Source organism: Priestia sp. YIM B13490, from assembly GCF_042787735.1.
Classification (GTDB): Bacteria; Bacillota; Bacilli; order Bacillales; family Bacillaceae_H; genus Priestia; species Priestia megaterium.
The window spans coordinates 485,449-503,252 of record NZ_JBHZOT010000001.1; the positions used below are offsets into that span (position 1 = coordinate 485,449).

20 protein-coding genes are annotated in these 17,804 nt (G+C 39.3%); 14 read left to right on the forward strand and 6 right to left on the reverse strand.

What is annotated here, in order from left to right:
* Positions 1–86 precede the first annotated feature (86 nt).
* A complete protein-coding gene (locus tag ACFX4R_RS02675; RefSeq protein WP_377568660.1) occupies positions 87–1,100 on the reverse strand; it encodes a S66 family peptidase in 1,014 nt (337 codons plus the stop codon).
* Positions 1,101–1,248: 148 nt separating this feature from the next.
* On the opposite strand from ACFX4R_RS02675, the gene ACFX4R_RS02680 reads away from it, so the two are divergent.
* The gene (locus ACFX4R_RS02680; RefSeq protein ID WP_377568663.1) at positions 1,249–1,761 is read left to right on the forward strand and encodes a sigma-70 family RNA polymerase sigma factor; all 513 of its coding nucleotides are present in this window, start codon (positions 1,249–1,251) and stop codon (positions 1,759–1,761) included.
* A gap of 19 nt (positions 1,762–1,780) precedes the next feature.
* Positions 1,781–2,944 carry a DUF4179 domain-containing protein gene (locus ACFX4R_RS02685; RefSeq protein ID WP_377568666.1) on the forward strand — a complete coding sequence of 388 codons (1,164 nt, stop codon included), beginning with the start codon at positions 1,781–1,783 and terminating at the stop codon, positions 2,942–2,944.
* A 46-nt stretch (positions 2,945–2,990) separates the two neighbouring features.
* On the opposite strand, the gene ACFX4R_RS02690 is transcribed toward ACFX4R_RS02685, so the two are convergent.
* Entirely contained in the window at positions 2,991–3,410 is a 420-nt protein-coding gene (locus ACFX4R_RS02690; protein ID WP_016765035.1) for a MarR family winged helix-turn-helix transcriptional regulator, read from the reverse strand.
* Positions 3,411–3,555: 145 nt separating this feature from the next.
* Here ACFX4R_RS02690 and ACFX4R_RS02695 point away from each other — a divergent pair, with 145 nt between their 5' ends.
* The 3 genes from ACFX4R_RS02695 (at position 3,556) to ACFX4R_RS02705 (ending at position 5,992) form a co-directional block, all read left to right on the forward strand.
* Complete coding sequence (locus tag ACFX4R_RS02695; protein WP_028409537.1) at positions 3,556–3,903, forward strand: DUF6054 family protein; 348 nt, start codon at positions 3,556–3,558, stop codon at positions 3,901–3,903.
* Positions 3,904–4,108: 205 nt separating this feature from the next.
* Positions 4,109–4,492: a FixH family protein gene (locus ACFX4R_RS02700; protein ID WP_043981069.1), complete on the forward strand. Its 384-nt coding sequence runs from the start codon at positions 4,109–4,111 to the stop codon at positions 4,490–4,492.
* Between the two features lie 294 nt (positions 4,493–4,786).
* Positions 4,787–5,992 (forward strand): hypothetical protein, encoded by a 1,206-nt coding sequence (locus ACFX4R_RS02705; RefSeq protein ID WP_377568669.1) that lies wholly within the window; start codon positions 4,787–4,789, stop codon positions 5,990–5,992.
* Positions 5,993–6,162: 170 nt separating this feature from the next.
* Here ACFX4R_RS02705 and ACFX4R_RS02710 read toward each other — a convergent pair whose 3' ends face one another.
* Positions 6,163–6,543 carry a VOC family protein gene (locus tag ACFX4R_RS02710; protein ID WP_043981073.1) on the reverse strand — a complete coding sequence of 127 codons (381 nt, stop codon included), beginning with the start codon at positions 6,541–6,543 and terminating at the stop codon, positions 6,163–6,165.
* A 329-nt stretch (positions 6,544–6,872) separates the two neighbouring features.
* Between ACFX4R_RS02710 and ACFX4R_RS02715 the strand changes: the two genes are divergently transcribed.
* Positions 6,873–7,040 carry a hypothetical protein gene (locus ACFX4R_RS02715; RefSeq protein ID WP_165574840.1) on the forward strand — a complete coding sequence of 56 codons (168 nt, stop codon included), beginning with the start codon at positions 6,873–6,875 and terminating at the stop codon, positions 7,038–7,040.
* Positions 7,041–7,272: 232 nt separating this feature from the next.
* On the opposite strand, the gene ACFX4R_RS02720 is transcribed toward ACFX4R_RS02715, so the two are convergent.
* Positions 7,273–8,202, reverse strand: a complete 930-nt coding sequence (locus ACFX4R_RS02720; protein ID WP_043981075.1) for a DUF3298 and DUF4163 domain-containing protein — start codon at positions 8,200–8,202, stop codon at positions 7,273–7,275.
* 430 nt (positions 8,203–8,632) lie between these two features.
* Between ACFX4R_RS02720 and ACFX4R_RS02725 the strand changes: the two genes are divergently transcribed.
* The 5 genes from ACFX4R_RS02725 (at position 8,633) to ACFX4R_RS02745 (ending at position 12,308) form a co-directional block, all read left to right on the forward strand.
* Positions 8,633–8,890 (forward strand): FeoA family protein, encoded by a 258-nt coding sequence (locus tag ACFX4R_RS02725; RefSeq protein ID WP_013058246.1) that lies wholly within the window; start codon positions 8,633–8,635, stop codon positions 8,888–8,890.
* On the forward strand, positions 8,883–9,614 hold the full coding sequence (locus ACFX4R_RS02730) for a FeoB small GTPase domain-containing protein (RefSeq protein ID WP_043981078.1): 732 nt from the start codon (positions 8,883–8,885) through the stop codon (positions 9,612–9,614). Before ACFX4R_RS02725 ends, ACFX4R_RS02730 begins: the two co-directional genes overlap by 8 nt.
* A 13-nt stretch (positions 9,615–9,627) precedes the next feature.
* Positions 9,628–10,995: a nucleoside recognition domain-containing protein gene (locus ACFX4R_RS02735; protein ID WP_377569062.1), complete on the forward strand. Its 1,368-nt coding sequence runs from the start codon at positions 9,628–9,630 to the stop codon at positions 10,993–10,995.
* 180 nt (positions 10,996–11,175) lie between these two features.
* Complete coding sequence (locus ACFX4R_RS02740; protein WP_377568673.1) at positions 11,176–11,643, forward strand: hypothetical protein; 468 nt, start codon at positions 11,176–11,178, stop codon at positions 11,641–11,643.
* 287 nt (positions 11,644–11,930) lie between these two features.
* Positions 11,931–12,308, forward strand: a complete 378-nt coding sequence (locus ACFX4R_RS02745; protein ID WP_377568676.1) for a hypothetical protein — start codon at positions 11,931–11,933, stop codon at positions 12,306–12,308.
* Between the two features lie 45 nt (positions 12,309–12,353).
* On the opposite strand, the gene ACFX4R_RS02750 is transcribed toward ACFX4R_RS02745, so the two are convergent.
* Entirely contained in the window at positions 12,354–12,734 is a 381-nt protein-coding gene (locus tag ACFX4R_RS02750) for a FixH family protein (RefSeq protein WP_377568679.1), read from the reverse strand.
* A 230-nt stretch (positions 12,735–12,964) separates the two neighbouring features.
* Here ACFX4R_RS02750 and ACFX4R_RS02755 point away from each other — a divergent pair, with 230 nt between their 5' ends.
* Positions 12,965–13,948 carry an HD domain-containing protein gene (locus ACFX4R_RS02755; RefSeq protein WP_377568682.1) on the forward strand — a complete coding sequence of 328 codons (984 nt, stop codon included), beginning with the start codon at positions 12,965–12,967 and terminating at the stop codon, positions 13,946–13,948.
* A gap of 90 nt (positions 13,949–14,038) precedes the next feature.
* On the opposite strand, the gene ACFX4R_RS02760 is transcribed toward ACFX4R_RS02755, so the two are convergent.
* A complete protein-coding gene (locus tag ACFX4R_RS02760; RefSeq protein ID WP_377568685.1) occupies positions 14,039–15,145 on the reverse strand; it encodes a GntR family transcriptional regulator in 1,107 nt (368 codons plus the stop codon).
* 324 nt (positions 15,146–15,469) lie between these two features.
* On the opposite strand from ACFX4R_RS02760, the gene ACFX4R_RS02765 reads away from it, so the two are divergent.
* Entirely contained in the window at positions 15,470–17,101 is a 1,632-nt protein-coding gene (locus tag ACFX4R_RS02765; protein ID WP_377568688.1) for a xylulokinase, read from the forward strand.
* Complete coding sequence (locus tag ACFX4R_RS02770; protein ID WP_377568691.1) at positions 17,095–17,793, forward strand: L-ribulose-5-phosphate 4-epimerase; 699 nt, start codon at positions 17,095–17,097, stop codon at positions 17,791–17,793. Before ACFX4R_RS02765 ends, ACFX4R_RS02770 begins: the two co-directional genes overlap by 7 nt.
* Positions 17,794–17,804: the final 11 nt, after the last annotated feature.

Consider the following 17,804-nt stretch of genomic DNA (forward strand, 5'->3'; position numbering starts at 1 on the left):
AACCCGAACGGATTGGATTCTCCATCAAGAATCAAATTCGTTCGGATCTTCCTTCAATCAAACTACTTTTATACAAGCTTCTTTTTTTACGTAAAGTATTGAACAACTGTGCCTTTGTTTTTCTCTACGTTAACACTCGCATACGCGCCGTTAATAAGCGTGAGCTGAGGAGGGAGGTGGCCGCAGTCGATGTCATAGATAACTGGAATATGTAAGTCAGAGGAAAGGTCATGATACACATCTTCAGCGGTGTAGGAATCAATGGGTTTATTAGCGCTGCTTCTGCCGTATAAAATACCTGAGCAGTTATCAAACCAGCCCGCTAGCTTAAGCTGAAGAAGCGAGCGGCGAAGGTCAGCGGTCGTGAGTTCACAGTTGTCAAAGTACCAAATCACCGGCTCAGCAGGAATGTATTTTTCTCGAAACGTTTTTACATCTCCAAAAGGAGTTCCTACTAAGTGCCTAATCACGTCAATACATCCTCCGAGAAGACGCCCTTTGATGTGCACGTCGCTTAACTCTGTATGCTTCCAAACGGTTTGTTCGGTTAAATGAAACACGCATGGTGACGGGTTGTCATGCTGCCATTCTTTTTGATAGTGATCAGAAGAAACTTGAGCCACGCTTTCTCCTTTTTTGGTCGTCAGCACCTGCTGCCACATCGCAGTCGTTGGATCCCAGTATTCTCCGCGCAAATCTACAAAGTTGGTTCCATGAGCCGTTGCAATCCCGGTGTTAAGTGTAATAGCCAGCAAAAGAACGCTGGTGTCAGAATAGCCAAGCACCCATTTTGCTGTCCATTTTGTAAAGTCGAGATGTTCAAGCATTTCAATCAGCAGCTCGCCTCCCCAAGGCGGGATAATGATATCAATGTTTCTATCTTCTATCATGGCTTGAAGCTCATTTGCACGTTTTTTAGGAGAAGCGGATTTTGCTTTATGCTGCGTCCACACGGTTTCGCCCGGTATAACAGGAAAGCCTTTTTCTTTCATTCGTTCACACGATAAAGAAAACATGGAATGAAGAGCTTGAGGTACACCAGAAGAAGGTGCGGTTATGCCGATGGTTGGGTTGGATGTAAGAAAAGGATAGGTAATCATAGCGGCCTCCTTCAAAGGTTTTAGCTTATTTTACCAGCGAGGGAAATACGGAACAAGCTTATTTTTCATTTAATTTAGGAAGATTGATAGGTTTTGTAAAAAGAATCCGTATTAATAGATGTAAAAGCAAGCGGAAAGGAGCAATGTCATGGAAGATGACTGGATTGTTACGTGTATAACGCGAAAAAAAGAAAAAGGATTAGAGCTGTTAATCGATCAGTACGGAGGGTTAATTACGGCCATTGTACGCAAGCATTTAGGCACGCTGAAAAGCTACGAAGAAGAATGTGTAAACGACGTATTGTTAGCGGTGTGGCATCATATTGATCGCTTTGATCCGGAGAAAAATACGTTTAAAAATTGGGTTGCAGCTGTTGCTAAGTACAAAGCCATTGACTATCAGCGCAAATACATAAAAACGCAGCACGAATCGCTTAGCGAAGCGGGAATGGGTGAAACGCCCGAAGTTCATAACATTCAAACAAACGACGTGGAAGAACTTTTAGGTCACTTAAGCGAAGGAGACCGCGAGCTGTTTAAAGCGTATTACTTACAAGAAATTGAGCTTAAACAAATTGCTCAAAAGCAGCAGACTACCATCAGCAATTTATACAACCGGCTGTCGCGCGGACGAAAAAAATTAAAAGCGATTTTCAAATAAGAAATAAGGAGGGACAAAGATGAAAAATCAATATGACTTATTAAATGGATCTTCTGTAGATTTTGATGAATATGAAGAAATTGAGCTAACGGCAAGCGAGAAAAAGCGTATGAAAAAACGTTTAAAGCGTGACATAAAGCCGACTCGAAAAAAAGCGCGTCCGCTGATCGCCGCTGCGGTGCTGCTGCTTGCTGTGACGCCTGTGATGATGCAAAACGAAACGGTATGGGCATCGGCTGTGCGAATCAGTCAGCAAATTGGCCAGCAAATCGAGCTGCTTATGAACAAGCCTGAAGGCAGCTTGAGCAGCTACAAAAAAACGGTAAATGAAACAGCAACGGACCAAGGCATTCAAGTAAAAGTAAATGAGCTGATGCTTGATGACGGACAGGTGCTGCTTGGGCTGACGATTAGCGCAGATGAATTTAGAAGAACTGCACTAGGTCTTAATCGAAACGCGCCAATTCGACCAGGAGAGCTGCGCGTGAAAATTGGAAACATGTCGTTTTTTGATTCCGCTTCAAGTATTAGAGAGGAACCAATCAAAAATAAAGACGGAAGCTGGAACTATCTGTACGCTTTAAAACTAACGCAAGCGGACACGGACGGAGACGGGAAAATCGATGTGAAAGGCTACAGTGTACTGGATCATATTGATCCGAATAAAAACTATCAAATCAGCGCTCAGTTCACAAGCCTTGAATTTGAAAAGAATCCTGCTCAGACGAAAAGCGGGAACTACCGGGATTCCTACGGAGAAATTAAAGGAAATTGGACGGTTCATACAAGCGTAAACGGCTCAAAAATCATCGCTGATACAAAAGTGTATCCGTTGAATAAAGAAGTTCCCATTAACGAAAAAGGAATAAAAGGTGTATTGTCCATCAAAGAAGTTCGCGTATCGCCTGTTTCAATTAAGCTGCACTATACATTTACATCGTCAACCGGAAGCATTCGAAACGGAACGAACGTGGGCGTAAAAATAAAAGACCAAAATGGAAGAGATCTTTCTGAAAGCGGCAGTGGAGGAGGAACAGACAAAGTGCTAGAAATGGACGAAGAGTACCGAAACGACAAAGGAGTGGTTATGCTTCGATTTGTTCCGTATGTAAGTGATTACGAAAACGACAGTTCAAAAGACTTAACCTCAGACTCCTTTAATTTGAAGATAAACAACAACTAACCAAAATAAAAACCAGATGCCTGCTTAACGTGCATCTGGTTTTTTATTAGATATCCATTTTATTTAACAAGCGAAGAAACGTCTGTAATTCTTCATCCGTAAAATGGCTAAGCTTTTCACCATATTCTTTGGTGAGTACTTTTTCCATTTCTTCTGCAAACGCTTTTCCTTTATCCGTAATGGATAAGTAGACAACGCGGCGGTCTTTTTGACTGCGTACGCGCGTGACAAATTCTCTTTCCATGAGGCGGTCGCTGACGCACGTCATGCTGCTGTTTGAGATGTGCATATGCTCTGCAATCTCAGAAACGATATGATTGCCTTCTTTATACAGCAGGCGAAGCGCTAAAAATTCATTTAAAGGAATATATGATTTTAAAGTGGGGATAACCGATAGCTGCATTTTTTTCGTTTGGTTTCGCATCGTGGAAACCACATTTTGGATAAGTTGATCTCGTGTATTCATAGAGGTTGTATGCTCCTTTTTCCGTTCAAACAATTCTTTTTCTTCTATTGTACCATATTGATTGTACATAAAGAGAAGCGGCAGGTTTTTTAGTGGGAAAAAGAGAAGTAGTACATATCTGTTGCGATAGAAAGGGGCTTGAGTGATGGAAAAAGTAATTGAGTTTAAAACGACGCTGCTTCCTTTTGATGGAGCAAAAAAGCTTGTGAATGCAAATAATTCGGAAAGTGACTTATTATACAAGGAATATTATGATCTCGGAGACGGCAAGCAGATGTGTACGCTTGTGTTTGAACGCTATTTTTTCCGCACCGGCGGCAGGGGATCACTAACGATTATTTTAGAAAATGTGTCCGGTCCAAACAAAGTAAAGTGTATTCCTTCCGGAAGCGCAGAAGGGATATTAAATATTGATTGGGGAGCAAGCAAGGATTTTGTGCGATGGGTAGAAAACGCCCTCTCATCATACACGTTAGAAGAACCGCAAAGATAAAGGCAAAGCTGGAGAAGGCAATGAGCTTCTTCAGCTTTTTTTATAAAGCGAAGGGCGAGTAGAGAAATGAAAAGATGCAAAAGCTACTGTAGAAATAAGAACTTTATGTGGACAATAAGCATTTTTTCTCTTTTTACCGGATAAATGAGTATAATATGAAATTGCAGGAAGACTTCACATTTACATAACAAAGGAGAACAACATAATGAAAAAACTCAGCATCGTATTATTTGTTTTAATGATAGCTATAGTAGGCTGTTCAAAAGGAAATGATTCAAGTTCAAAAGAAGTAAAAGGAACGATTGAAGTACCGGAATCAATTCAAGCAAATGAACAAGTCAAGCTTAAAGTCCTTGTGACGCAAGGAGATAAAAAAGTGGAAAACGCCGATGACGTACAGTTCCAAGTTGAAAAAGAAGGCTACATCAATCAAGAAATGACAAAAGCACCGCACGAAGGAAAAGGTGTATACAGCACGGACTATACGTTTAAAGAAGACGGCGAATATATGATTACCGCTCACGTTACGGTAGACGGTGACATGAAAATGTTTACGAAAAAAGTAGAGATAGGCAAGTCTAAAGAGTAAAGTTTATAGCTGAAGAAGGGGCTTATATAGCCATGTAAAAGAGAATGCCTCGTGCATTCTCTTTTTTTTATAGGGTTGTTTTTTAATGTTTTTTACCGTTAACACGAAATGGTCCAATTTTTTAACCATTTCTTTTTCTCCTACACATCAAACTAAATATTGAGAAAATATGTTAAAATTAGGATAATGACAGTAACCTTATTTAACTAGCGGGACAGTCAAGTTGAACAAACCCTTTTTTCTAAAAAAGAATATTCTCTTTCCTTAGGGAATTAACAATTGGGGATGAAAAGAATGAATCATTTTCTGAATCAAATTGCCAAGGACTTAACTAACATGAACTTAGAAAGGTATTGGCCAAATTTCGAACTTGTTGCTTACGCATTGTACGATAAAAACAGTGTATTCCTGTTCAATCATCCTAGATATAATCAAGTTCCTCCTAAAACATATAAAATTTTAAAACGGGACGAGCAGTTTGTGGGAAATACGCTTATTCTATTTGATGGCTATCCTACGGCTATTGCTGATATGGAACTGTACGATGACTATGAAGGACTTTTTTCGATATTGGTCCACGAATTGTTCCACGGAAATCAATATATAAAAGAGGAAAAACGCTTCCCTGATGAAATGCTGGGAATAACCTATCCCTTAACAAAAGAGAATGTAGAAATTCGAAATCGGGAAAGAAAAAATCTTTATAATGCATTGATAGAAACTGGTATCAGTAAAAAGAAGCAGTATTTGAACGAGTTTATCAGCCTAAGGGAAAAAAGGGCAGAAGGAATAAAAGAGCATCTAACATATGAAAATTTAATTGAATCTGTTGAAGGACCTGCCTGGTACGTTGAACTAAAAGCTTTTTCAGAAAAATCTTCGCTCGCTAATGATTTGATTCTAAAAAAATATGGAAAAACTCTAATAAACGCCGTTGAATCCACTTCTAATACAAGGCGGAGCTGTTATAGTTCAGGTTTATTTATGTGTTTGTTGTTGGATGAATTGTCATCTGATTGGAAGGAAAGTTTTTTGGGGACTAAAACAACACTATTTGAGTTAATTAAACTTCTTGATATTGCCTCTCGAAAACAGACAATTGAAGAGGTTCAAATAAGCCCGGAAACAGAAGCAGCAGTAATTTTTGCGGTTGAATCAAGGAAGAAAGAACTTGATGAATTCGAAGCACAGATAGGAACCCATCTTTTTATCGAAGGAGAAATCATTGCTTTATCCTTTGATCCGATGAATATTGTCCCTTTTGAGAACAGGTTATTACATAAAAATTATATAAAAGTAAGGATAAATAACCAAGAATACCTTATTCAACAACCATCTCTTACCTATTGTGCGGATGGATTAAAAAATATAAATAAATTACTCATTCTATTAAAGGATAAACCATTGGAAACTGGTGATTCCCTTTTAATTGCTGGTATTGGAGAAATAATAGGGCAGTATACAATACGGGAAGATACGATCAATTTGGTTGTTAATTAGATTGTAAGGGCGCATTTTATAGGAATCAGGGTGCTTAAGTTGAATAAGCAAATCCTTATATAATAAAAAAACTCGCAAATTTCTACTGCGAGTTTTCTTTTGAGGTCTATGTGAGGTCTATGATATAGCAGCAATATTTATGAAAACAGCTCTTTTTTAGTAAGAACGCTTCAATCTACGTAATTGGATAATTCAATCAAATTGTAATCAGGATCTCTTACATAAACAGAAACGATCGGACCTACAGCACCTGTTCGTTTGACGGGTCCTTCTTCAATTTCCATATCATGTTTTTGTAAATGACTAATTACGCTTTCGATTTTTTCTTCTGTAATAAAACATAAATCAGCGGAACCCGGAAGAGGATGCTTTGCTTTTGGCTCAAATTCATGGCCTGCTTGATGTAAGTTTATTTTTTGTTCACCAAAACGAAGCGCTATTCTTCCTTCTCCGAACGTTTCTTTTTTCATGCCTAAAATAACCGTATAAAAGTGAGTCGTTTTTTCAACGTCTTTTACCGTTAGCACAAAATGGTCTAATTTTTTAATCATTTCGTTTCCTCCTCACAATGTAAGCTTTCTTTCTCTGACGATAGGGTAAGTACTGGGTGAGCTTTGAGAAATTTTTCTATAAATAAGTATATCATTTGTAAAAAGGAGAATAGACAAAGACAGCTGTATGTCTATTTTCAGTTCAAAAGAGTGTTTTATAAATAGCTTGTTTTTTTAAATATTGTGGTTTTACACAATGCATTAAAGATTTATGGGATTTTATGTTAATATTAGATGAGAAGTGGCATTTATTTTAGTAACTTGGTCTGAAAAGCTTGTTGATTAGATGGGTTAAAAATTTAAATACATATATGAATGGAGAGGCTCGTATGTCTATGGGGATACTTTCTTTAATCACTTTTGTTATCTGGTTTGCAGCCATTCAAGAGTTTTTAAAACCTGAAAAGAATCAAAGTAACCGAAAAATAATGATGTTAACATCCGCAGGCTCCTTGCTGACGTTAGTTCTGACCATTTCACTTTTTCAAACCCTATAAAAATACCTCGAAAAGCAGTTTTCCTCGGCTATCAGCAGCGTAATGTAGGCAGCCCTGAGTTCTTCCATGGCTGTATAATTTGATTTTCTGCAATATCCGAAAAAATGATGGTAAAAGGGAAGGGGATTAGGAATAACCTTTCTTTTTTGCTCTGCTTATTTTGCAGAAAAAAAGAAAAAGAAGCTTATGAACTGATGATTCGTAAGCTTCTTTTTTGTTTTATACGATTATCTTATTTATAAACACTGGACGGGATTTTAAACGTATGAATGCCGTTAGAATAAGGGCCGTACTCATACTCACCAAATATAATGGCAATGCCGCTACTTGTGTAGTAAAACTGATCTTCTTTTAAGTTTACAGACTTAAATTCATTAACCCAGAACTGAGCACCTTTTTTATTGCGAGCAATCATTTCATTACGAATATAGTTATTAACTTTATTCAACTTAGTGTTGTTGTTAATAATATCTTTTAAGCTAATTTGTCGAGCTTTCAACAAATCGTAATTATAAGTATCAATCCAAGCGTTGCCGTGAGCGCCGCCAGCGTACGCATCATTCGTAATAGCAACACTTAAAATATTATCTTGGTTGTAAGGTACAGAGTATGTCATATTACGAGAATAAGGACCTGGTGCCCAGCCGTTTTTGCGGTCTTCCTTTTCCTGTTCTTTTAGCTCGTTGTGTTCTTTTTGGGCTTCTTTCGCAATGTTTAAAAATTTTCGATTATAGCTAGCCTCAAATGGTTTATTGATAAGGCCGGATACCTGCGGATAGCTAATGTTGCTTGCTAAAGATTTCTTCGTAACCGTTACTCCTAGTGCTTGAATTTTGTCACTAGGTGCTTTTTCATACTTAATACTTGATGACTTCTGAGCATAGGTACCCTTTGATACCCCATACAGACCACCAAATTTGCTGGACTCAGAATACACGCGGAATACTTGCCCTTTTGTCACTTTTCTAGCCGCTACTAACTTGTTGTTTTTAATGTTGTAAAGATTCGTGTTCTTTAAAACGGTAACGCGTCCTATTTGCCCTTTAACCAGTTCCTGATTCCCCCACACGACTTTTGCTTCTGCAACTGTTTGCGGAGCAAGCGGTGAGAATAACAAAGCCAAACCTAAAACAACTGCGCTAACTCTTTTGAACTTTTTCATAAAAGCCCCCTAAAGTGATTTTTTGAGGTTTTAAAGCTAATCAATACTTTATTTTCAAAAAAACCCATTTACTAGTATAGCATATTTTTACAGTTTTTCACTTTTGTTAATTCGTGTTTACTAAATTATTTTTCGACTTGATTCCTCTTATTAAATGATTAAATAAAATAGCCGGCGCACTTTATGCCTTCAGTAGAAATAAGAAAAAACACAGTATTTTACCCTAGACTAAAAAAGTTTCCTGTGGTAAACTTTCGATATCATGACAGTAAAAACTGAAAATTTTAAATAAATTATGCTGACATGTTCATTTTTCTGCACAAGCAGAATACCCTATTAAAAATCAACGAGCATATTTTTTTTACCTTAAAAGTTGGTCTGATGAAAAAAACATAACCTTAGGTAAAAAATGAGAAGGGACGAAAAATAGATGGCTAGTGTAAATAATTATCCATTGTCTACATTTACGACAGGTGAAACGGTACAGCTAGAGCGAATCGAAATCGAAGGTGCCTTAAAGCGACGCTTGTTAGATTTAGGATTTATTCCAGGAGCAATTATCAAAGTGCTTCAAAAAAGCCCGTTAGGAGATCCTGTTGCCTATCAAGTAAGTCATACAACGATTGGTCTCAGAAAAGAAGAAAGTTCAAAAATTTATGTAAAAAAAGTAGGTGACGACGGTGAGTAAGTATCGTATTGCATTAGCAGGAAATCCGAACACAGGAAAAAGTACGTTATTTAATAGCTTAACCGGTCTTAAGCAGCATACGGGAAACTGGACGGGAAAAACCGTAGCCAAAGCAGAAGGGACGTTTGAACATCACCAGCAGCTCTACACAATCGTTGATTTACCTGGAACGTATTCACTTTATTCAAACTCAGCGGACGAAGAAGTAGCGCGTGACTATATTTTATTTGAAAGACCTGACGTTACGGTTGTGGTGGTCGATGCAACGGCGATGGAGCGAAATCTTAATCTAGCCCTGCAGGTAATGGAAATGACGGAAAACGTCGTGATTTGCGTGAACTTAATGGATGAAGCAAAGAAAAAAGGAATTGTGATTAATGAAAAAAAGCTCGCTGAATCGTTAGGCGTACCGGTTGTGCCTATATCAGCTCGCAATAAAAAAGGAATTACGAATTTGCTGGATGCGATTGAAGGAGTCGTGCGAGGGCAAGTAAATCTTAATCCTTACCAGGTGCAGTACACAAAAGAAATTGAAGCGTCACTAAAGGAGCTAGAACCTCAAGTCGCTTCTATTGTGGGAAATCAATTTCCTCTACGCTGGATTGCTTTACGGGTTCTTGATGGAGACACGTCATTTTTAGAAACCATTCAGCAGCGTCAGCAGCAAGATATCAGTCACACAGAAAGGAGGAACAGCGCATATGGGAAATCCGTTAACTCCTGAAAACTCATTAGCAATGGAACAATTAACGCGCTATGCGCAGCAGGCAAAAGAAAAAGATCATCGTTCCAATATGGTCGCAAGCATTTACAAGTCGTCACAGCAAATATGTAAAAAATCAGTTGTGTACGAAGACCGCTCAAAGCTTCAGCGCACAGAAAAGTTAGATAAAGTCTTCACTTCGCCAATTTGGGGATTTCCAATTATGCTCGGTATTTTATCGGTAATTTTTTATATCACCATAGCCGGCGCAAACGTTCCTTCTGGATTAATCGCACAAGGTTTTGGCTGGGCGGAAGGATATTTAACAGCTTTCTTTCAAGCGATGCATGCACCGGAATGGCTGCACGGAATTCTTGTATTAGGGCTGTTTCGCGGTACGGGATGGGTCATTAGCGTCATGTTACCTCCGATGGCCATCTTTTTCCCGGTGTTTGCGCTTTTAGAAAACTACGGCTACTTGCCTCGCGTCGCGTTTAATATGGATCGTCTGTTCAAACGAGCAGGCGCACACGGCAAGCAGTCATTGACGATGGCGATGGGGTTTGGATGTAACGCCGCAGCGATTATGTCAACGCGTATTATTGAATCGCCGCGTGAACGTATGATGGCGATTTTAACAAATAACTTTGTTCCGTGTAACGGCAGATGGCCTACGCTGATTTTGTTAGCTTCTTTATTTATGGCAACAGGCTTTACAGGGAGTGCTAAAACTTTCGTAACGGCGCTTGTTGTAGTCGGAACGGTGTTATTTGGAATTGTTGTGACGCTGTTCGTATCGTGGGCACTGTCTAAAACGGCGCTGCGCGGAGTTCCAACACACTATACGCTGGAGCTTCCGCCTTACCGCAAGCCAAAATTTGTAGATACAATTGTGCGCGCGACCCTGGATAAATCGCTGTTCGTGTTAAAACGCGCGATTATTGTTGCAGCACCCGCAGCGGTGTTAACGTGGGTATTGGCTAATATTTATATCAGTGACACAAGTATTTTAATGCACTTCGTTCAGTTTCTTGATCCGTTCGCCAAGACGCTGGGGCTAGACGGGTATATATTAGCTGCTTTTATCATTGGCTTGCCGGCTAATGAAATTGTTGTACCGGTTCTACTGATGGCGTATTTATCAACGGGCTCATTAATTGAAATTGAAGATGCGACTCGACTTAAGCAAATTTTCCTTGATCACCACTGGACGTGGCTAACCGCTCTTAATATGATGTTGTTTTCGCTCCTGCATTTTCCGTGCGGAACGACGCTTGTGAATATTTATAAAGAAACCAAAAATGTCAAGTGGACGTTTCTTGCTTTTGCAATTCCAACAGTGATTGCGATTGGGGTTACGTTTGCGGTTGCTCAAGTGGTAAAAGCGTTTAACCTTATTTAAATATGAAATAAAAGTGCAGGGCTTTGCAAAGAGCCCTGCTTTTTTTATGAGTTGTTAATTAACTAGATATTCAGTTTTATAATGTAAGATTAATTGATATTTTTTAGGGGAAATGGTAATTTGTATGATGTGCGCTTCGTTTATGATGCACATACATGTAACTTCTGGGGGAGAACAACTATGGCGAAAAACAAGGCAGCAGAAACCATCTGCTGGCTAGCAATCCTTGCTCTCCTTATTCTCAGTATTGTAAATGTCGTTTATAAAGGTACAAAACAAACGCTTCTATTTACAAGAGATGAGCTGAAGTCTGGAGAAGTAAGCAAAAGCTGGGAATCATTTCGAAAAGAACAGCAGCTGTCAAAGAATAACGCAAAAATAGAAGATTTTCGTTTAACGCTCGATAGGAATCAAAACATATCTTCTATGCGGTTTACAGTAATAGATCCTTCTGATCATAGCTCCTATAAAATGCTGGATTACAGCTCTTGTTTTTCATGTGAAGACCAAGGAGAGGACCGGTTGACGGTTACAAGTGACAAAGTTGATGGAAAGCCTGCTCAATATGACCGATTAATGACCGCAGATGAGTTTTTTTCGAAGGTAGAGGTTCTTAATAACCAGCATTTCTTTACAACTAGTCGCTAAGCGTACACGCACCTTCATTCTTCCGGTGAGTACGAGAATACGAGTTATGACGGCCCTTACTTTATTTTAGAGGGAACGGAGTTAAAACAGCTACAAACCTCTCATTCTTTGGACAAAGATTATCGTAATTACGGCAGCATACAAGTGATTGGCAGTAACAGTTCAGGAGGCTATCAGACAAGCGAGGGTACAACCAAGAGCGTCATCATTAGGTAAAAAAAGCTGCAGTTTGCACCACGAGAGATTAATAGAAAAAGCGCCGATAACGTGCTAAAAGGAGGCTGACGGTGGGGATATTTTTTAATAAAATAGATTCAAAAAAAGCTAATAAGTATCAAACAAGGCTATATTCTTGCTTCACCATTCTCATCGTAGTGAATGTGATTAACAGCTGGTTTCTCGATTGGCTTTGGCTTTATATCACCACAAGTAGCGTTCTGGTTATCCTAGTGATATTCCTGCTCAAAACACCTAAACGTGATTTAGATGAAGAGTGGAAGCAGCTAGAAATAGAGAAAGACGAGGCTTTTGAAAACAGAGTTAATTTGATGATGATGAATGGCCGAAGTGATGTGCAGGCTATTAAATACATACGAAAAGAAAAAAATCTTGGTTTGCTTCATGCGAAGCAGTATCTTGACCGTATTAAAGAATCAAAGAAATAATAAAAGCGACCTTTGACAAGCAGAGGTCGCTTTTTGATAGGGTATTTACTTTTTCTCGCCAACCGTCACTTTTTTCGTAAACATCTTCATGTCGCCTTTTATCGTCACATGAGCGGTAATCGTATATTCGCCGTTGTCTTTGAACGTATAGTCGATGCTGTATGCGCCGTTACCTTCGTGTTTTGCATCGATCATTTCCTGGTTAATATAGCCTTCTTTTTCAACTTGAATCTGTACGGCGTCTGCATTTTCGTTTTTTTTATCTCCTTGTGTAACGAGTACGTTAATAGATGTTTTTTCGTTTGCTTTAATAGTTTGCGGCACTTCAATTGTTCCTTTTACTTCCTGTGACTGTTGCTCATTTCCTTTTGAACAGCCGACCACGGCAATGACTAAAACGAGCAGCAGCATGCTAAGCTTTTTCATAAATATCTCCTTTTTTATCTTATATCCTATTATTAAATACATTTCTCCATAAAACTTTATCACTGAAGTCACAAAAAAAAATCATCCCAATGAGTGATTTTTATGAGTGTGACGGCAAGAAACTCGAACATTTTGTCACAAAAAATAGTTTACGATCGCAACACAACTTTACAGCATTCTGTCTTGAGCTTAGGATTAAACATAATAAGCTAGGAAAAGGAGAGAGAAATATGCTCATACTTTATGATGAGCTGTACGGCAAATTTGAAGCAGACGGCGTTCTTTTGGAACTCATTCAAAGTGATCCCGTACAGCGTTTAAAAGGAATTTACCAAGGCGGAGCGAGCCGGTTTGTAAATGAAGACTGGAATACTACTCGATATGATCATTCCGTTGGTGCGATGATGCTTGTAAATAGACTCGGAGGCTCTTTGGAAGAGCAAATAGCGGCTTTATTACATGATGTTTCACATACGGCATTTTCTCATGTGATTGACTATGTTTTGGAACAAAAAGAAGAAAATTATCATGAAACGATTTACGAACAAATTGTGACTCAGTCGTCTATTCCTTCTATTTTAAAAAGCGCCGGTTTAAACTGGAGAGATATCTTGCTTGATGAAAGCCAGTGGACGCTGCTCGAACAGAACGCTCCGCACTTATGCGCTGACCGCGTGGATTATACGCTGCGGGATTTGTACGTATGCGGGGAGATTACTTTACAAGAAGTGCATGCTTTTTTGGATCAGCTTGTCGTATTTAATGGACAAATGGCATGCAGTAATTTAGCAGCGGCAGATTGGTTTGTGGATGCTTACTACAAAGAAGTGATTGGCTTTTTTATGAATCCGCTTAATATGTTTGGAAATCATCAGCTGACGGAAATTATCAAGCTCGCTTTGCAAAAAGATATTTTATCTATCGAAGATTTTTTAAAGCAGGATGACGATGTGGTTCGGCTGCTGAAAAATGCTGGAGATAGCAGCATTGAAGGGATGTTATCTGCTCTTTTTAACAGCAAAGTACAAAAAGGAACAGCGTCTTGTCATGACGTTCACCAAACGACAAAAATGCGCTGGGTTGATCCCCTTGTTATTGGCTCAGATGGGGCAAATTCTGCATCTCAGTTATCACTTACTGCTAAAAGACTAATAGAACAAGCAAAACAAAAGATCGAAAAAGGAGTATATCTCAACATTCAGGCTCCGTTATAAAGGGAATCAGTACATAAAGAAAGGGATGCATAATAATGTGCATCCCTTTCTCTCATAAGAAGTTTTATAGACCTCTAAGGAAGCCTTCTTTTAACGAACTTCATCACGCTTCGCATTTAACTCTTTAATCGTTTCACCTTCAACTAATACAGGCTGATAGTAAGTTTCGTTTGGCAAATCTTTTTTGCCCTGCAGCTTTTTAATAATCCAATCCGCCGCGTCGTGTCCCATTTGTTCCTGCGGATGGGTTAACGTTGTTAAATTAATCGTCGCATTTTTAGCGATGTATGAATTGTCTTGACCAATAATTGACAACTTGTCCGGAATGGAAATCCCAAGCTGTCTGCATACATTTACAACTTCTAATCCGACTTCATCGTTATAGCAGACAAGAGCGGTCATTTCGTTTTGATTTTCAGTAAGAAATTCTTTTAAATTAGCATACAAATCAAGTTTTGTTTCGGTGTTGAAAGACAAAATATGCTCAGGCTGAAAGCGGAGCTTTGCTTCACCGAGCGCTTTTATGTAGCCTTTCATTCGGTACTTTCCTTGCAGGTCATCCATTTTTGCGATAAGCCCAATTTGCGTATGTCCTTTTAAAATTAATTCATTTGTGGCAAGGTAGCTTGACTGAACGTCGTCTAGACAAAAAAACGGAACGTCCAATTCTTCGTAGTAGGCGTTAATCATCGTAAACGGAACGTCTTGTTCTTTAAATGATAAATAATACGAGATGTTTGGATTGTACAAATTGCTTTTTGTAGGCTCAACAATTAGACCGTCTACTCCGTAGGAAAGCATCATTTCCAACGCTTTTTTTTCTTGTTCTACATCGTTATTCGTGCTCGCCAGCAGCAGCGAATAATTATCTTTATTTAACCTGCTTTCAATTCCGCGAATAATAGAAGGGAAAATATAGTCGGAAATATACGTGGTAATTACACCGATTGTTTTGTTGGCAGAAGCCCCGCTAGATTTGGATTGATACTGATTGCTCACATAGGTGCCAGATCCTTTTTCGCTTCTTAAAAATCCTTCATTCGACAGCTTTAAAATGGCTTTTCGAACCGTATGTCTGCTGACACCATACGTTTCTTGCATGACCGATTCAGTCGGGATTTGTTCGCCAATGCTGTAATCGCCTGAAAGAATTTTGCTTTTTATATCCTCAATAATCACCTGATATTTTGGCTTCATGTTTTCACTTCTTTCGTAGTTGTATACATTCAACTTTTTTATGTGTAAAATTTGTATGGACATATTTTATCATGAACGTGAATAAATGAAAAGATTTCCTTGATTTTTAATCGAAGGGGAAATGATTTAAGGGTTGAATACCGATTTTTTAAAAGTTTAAGAAGGAAAGAGTAGGATGTTTTAAGTATTTGTGTGCATATATAATTTTTATATTGACAAATGTACGTACAAATAAATATACTTAGGTTGTTAACAAATTCAAACAGCGTTACATAAAACGGAAAGCGCTTCCTTACTGCTATAGGTTCAGAAAGGAGATTAAACGTGAAAACAACTCAAGAAAGCATAAAACAAGCAATTGCTAAAGGGAAAACGTCCCTTGGAATTGAACTTGGATCTACTCGTATTAAAGCGGTGCTGATTGATGAAAACTTTGAAACGATCGCATCAGGCAGTTATGAATGGGAAAATCTCTTAGAAAACGGTTTTTGGACGTACAACTTACTCGATATTATTACAGGTCTGCAAAGTGCTTACCGTGAAATGAAGCAAGAGGTAGAACGAAGCTACGGGATCACCATTCGAACAGTTGGCTCCATCGGCGTTTCAGCTATGATGCACGGATATATGGCGTTTGATAAAACGGGTGAGCTGCTTGTTCCGTTTCGAACGTGGCGTAATGCAACAACAAGCGCAGCAGCAAAAGAATTAACTGAACATTTCCAATTTAATATTCCTGAACGATGGAGCATTGCGCATCTGTATCAGGCAATCATCAATCAAGAAAAACATCTGCCGCGCATTGATTACATGACAACGCTAGCTGGCTATATTCACTGGCTGCTGACAGGCAGTAAGGCGCTGGGCATTGGAGACGCTTCAGGGATGTTTCCAATTGATGAACGCACGCAAAATTACAGTGAAGATATGATGAAGCAGTTTGATGAGCTTATTTCTTACAAAGGATATCCGTGGCAACTATCAGATATTCTGCCTGCAGTTCATACTTCAGGCGAGCAAGCAGGCACATTAACAGCCATTGGGGCTAGCATTTTAGATCAATCAAAAAATTTGCAGCCGGGCATTCCGTTTTGTCCTCCAGAAGGAGATGCGGGAACGGGAATGGTGGCGACAAACAGCGTAAGAAAACGCACGGGAAATGTTTCAGTAGGAACGTCCGTTTTTGCGATGATTGTACTAGATAAAAAGCTTTCAAACGTTTATCCGGAAATTGATTTGGTTACCACGCCAAACGGCAGTCCAGTTGGAATGGTTCATGCGAATAACTGCTCAAGCGACTTAAACGCCTGGCTCGGATTGTTTCGTGAATTTTCGGAGGCGATGGGGCAAAAAGTAGAGTCGGATAAATTATTCGAAGTGATGTTAAATAAAGCGCTAGAAGCTGATCCTGATGGAGGGGGCTTGCTTAGCTACGGCTATTTCTCAGGTGAAAATATTACCGGAGTAGAAAGTGGACGTCCGCTATTTGTCCGTTCAGCAAAAAGCAATTTTAATCTAGCAAACTTTATGCGTACACATCTTTTTACAGCTTTTGGCGCTTTAAAAATAGGAATGGATCTTTTAGTCAAAGAAGAAAACGTAAAGATTCACAGTATTTTAGCGCACGGAGGATTATTTAAAACGCCGGTAGTCGGTCAGAAAATGATGGCAGCGGCAATCAACACGCCTGTTTCCGTCATGGACACAGCAGGAGAAGGCGGCGCGTGGGGAATGGCTATTCTTTCTTCTTATATGCTCAATAAAAGTGAGAATGAAAGTTTAGAAGATTTCTTGGATGATAGAGTCTTTAAAGAAGTGACCGCACAAGAAATTTATCCTGACGAACTCGATGTAAAAGGGTTTGAAGCATTTATTAAAAGATATAAAAAAGGGCTATTGATTGAAAAAGCAGCTGCAGAGCACCACAGCGAAGAACGGGAGGAGTTAGTGTGCTAGATAAATTAAAAGAAGAAGTATTTCAAGCAAACGTCGATTTGCCAAAACACGGACTAGTCAAGTATACGTGGGGAAATGTAAGTGCCATTGATCGAGACAGGGGGGTGTTTGTGATTAAACCAAGCGGCGTGACGTACGAGAAAATGACGGCGCAAGACATGGTAGTCGTTGATTTAGAAGGTCGCGTGGTAGAAGGTGAGCTTAATCCGTCATCTGATACGCTGACACATGCCGTACTCTATAAACATTACCCGCAAATTGGCGGTATTGCCCATACGCATTCAACGTGGGCGACCATTTGGGCTCAAGCAGGACTTGATGTGCAGGCAATGGGTACTACTCATGCCGATACTTTCTATGGTTCCGTACCGTGCGCGCGCTTTTTGACCGAAAAAGAAGTGAATGACGGATATGAAGTGGAAACGGGCAAGGTGATTATCGAAACGTTTGAAGAGCGCGGCTTAGATGTGTTAGCGGTTCCTGGTATTTTACTCCAAGGGCACGGGCCGTTTACGTGGGGAAAAGATGCCAAAACGGCGGTAATGAACAGCGTCGTATTAGACGAAGTATCCAAAATGAACTTCTTTACACAAAAATTAAACGGGCTGGCTGAAGAGCTGCCGCAGCGTATATTAGACAAGCATTATTTACGAAAACACGGACAAAATGCGTATTACGGACAAGGACAGTAAAAGACTTACAT